Origin of the sequence: Stenotrophomonas sp. HMWF003, assembly GCF_003061285.1 — a bacterium.
GTDB classification, from domain to species: domain Bacteria; phylum Pseudomonadota; class Gammaproteobacteria; order Xanthomonadales; family Xanthomonadaceae; genus Stenotrophomonas; species Stenotrophomonas maltophilia_AP.
The window spans coordinates 1-1,881 of the sequence record NZ_QAIW01000039.1; the positions used below are offsets into that span (position 1 = coordinate 1).

Annotated in this window: 1 protein-coding gene; it reads left to right on the forward strand. The window is 65.7% G+C overall.

The genetic code is table 11. From position 1 onward, the window contains the following. Positions 1-1,654: transcription termination factor Rho (gene rho, locus DBR34_RS01370; RefSeq protein WP_128095408.1), on the forward strand; the 1,654-nt coding region annotated here is incomplete at its 5' end. Positions 1,655-1,881 lie beyond the last annotated feature (227 nt).

Genomic DNA, 1,881 nt, shown 5'->3' on the forward strand with positions numbered 1-1,881 from the left:
CCCCCCCGCTCATCAATCCGCCCTGCCCCTGGCTGCCGCGCCTGACGCGCCGGCGCCGGTCGCCGCTCCGTCGGCGCCCCAGCAGGCACCGGCTGGCGACGCCTCCTCTGCCCAAGGCAATGCGCAGCAGGACACCGGCGACGGTGGCCAGCGCAACCAGAACGGCAACAACAACAACACCCCCAAGGGCGGGCAGAACCCGTACCAGCAGGGTCAAGGCCAAGGCCAGAACCAGGGTCAGGGTCAGGGCAACCGCCGTGATCGTTTCCGCAATCGCCGTGACCGCAACCGCGGTGGCGATCGCTACAACGACGACGGCATGCCGCAGGACAACGGCGAACAGCAGCCGTTCGTGCGCAGCCAGCAGGCCAACGTGCCCGAAGGCTTCCCCGTCTATTCGCTGAGCGACCTCAAGCGCATGCCGGCGCAGAAGCTGCTGGAAATCGCCGAGCAGCTGCAGATCTCCGAAGGCGTGGCACGTGCCCGCAAGCAGGACGTGATCTTCGCCCTGCTCAAGGTGCTCACCCGCCACGGCGACGGCGTTGCCGCCGATGGCGTGCTGGAAATCCTGCCGGACGGCTTCGGGTTCCTGCGAGCCGCCGAAGCCAGCTACCTGGCCGGCCCGGACGACACCTACATCTCGCCCAGCCAGATCCGCCGCTTCAACCTGCGCACCGGCGACCACCTGTCCGGCCGCATCCGCTTCCCGAAGGACGGCGAGCGTTACTTCGCGCTGTCGATCGTGGACACCATCAATGGTGAGCCGCTGGAAGCGTCGAAGAACAAGGTGCTGTTCGAAAACCTCACCCCGCTGTTCCCGCGCAAGCGCTTCACCCTGGAACGCGGCAACGGCTCGTCCGAAGACATCACCGGCCGCATCCTCGATCTGATGGCACCGCAGGGCAAGGGTCAGCGTTCGCTGATCGTGTCCCAGCCCAAGGCCGGTAAGACGATGATGATGCAGCAGGTGGCCACGGCGATCACCACCAACCATCCGGACGTGCACCTGATCGTGCTGCTGATCGACGAGCGCCCGGAAGAAGTGACCGAAATGCAGCGCACCGTGCGCGGCGAGGTCATCAGCTCCACCTTCGACGAACCGGCCGCGCGCCACGTGCAGGTTGCCGAAATGGTGATCGAGCGGGCCAAGCGCCTGGTCGAGCACAAGAAGGACGTGGTGATCCTGCTCGACTCGATCACCCGCCTGGCGCGTGCCTACAACAACGTGGTGCCCAGCTCCGGCAAGGTGCTCACCGGTGGTGTGGACGCCAACGCCCTGCACCGTCCGAAGCGCTTCTTCGGCGCCGCGCGCAACGTGGAGGAAGGCGGCAGCCTGACCATCATCGCCACCGCGCTGGTCGATACCGGCAGCAAGATGGACGAGGTGATCTACGAAGAGTTCAAGGGCACCGGCAACAGCGAAGTGCACCTGAGCCGTCGCATCTCTGAAAAGCGCGTGTTCCCGGCGATCGACATCAACCGCTCGGGCACCCGTCGCGAAGACCTGCTGATCGAACCGGAACTGCTGCAGAAGATCTGGATCCTGCGCAAGCTGCTGCATCCGATGGATGAAATGGCCGCGATGGAATTCCTGCTCGACAAAATGAAGAACACCAAGTCCAACGACGAGTTCTTCGGTTCGATGAAGCGCTGATACGCGTTTCAGGCGAACAGAAAAAGGCCCCGCATCGCGGGGCCTTTTTCGTTGAGGGGGTGCGGTAGTGCCGGCCGCTGGCCGGCTCCACGCATCCCCACCCCACCCAGGTAGTGCCGACCGCTGGCCGGCTCCACGCATTCCCGCACCACCCAGGTAGTGCCGGCCGCTGGCCGGCTCCACGCATCCTCCGTAGAACGGCAGCCGGGCAGAGCCCGGCTCTACGG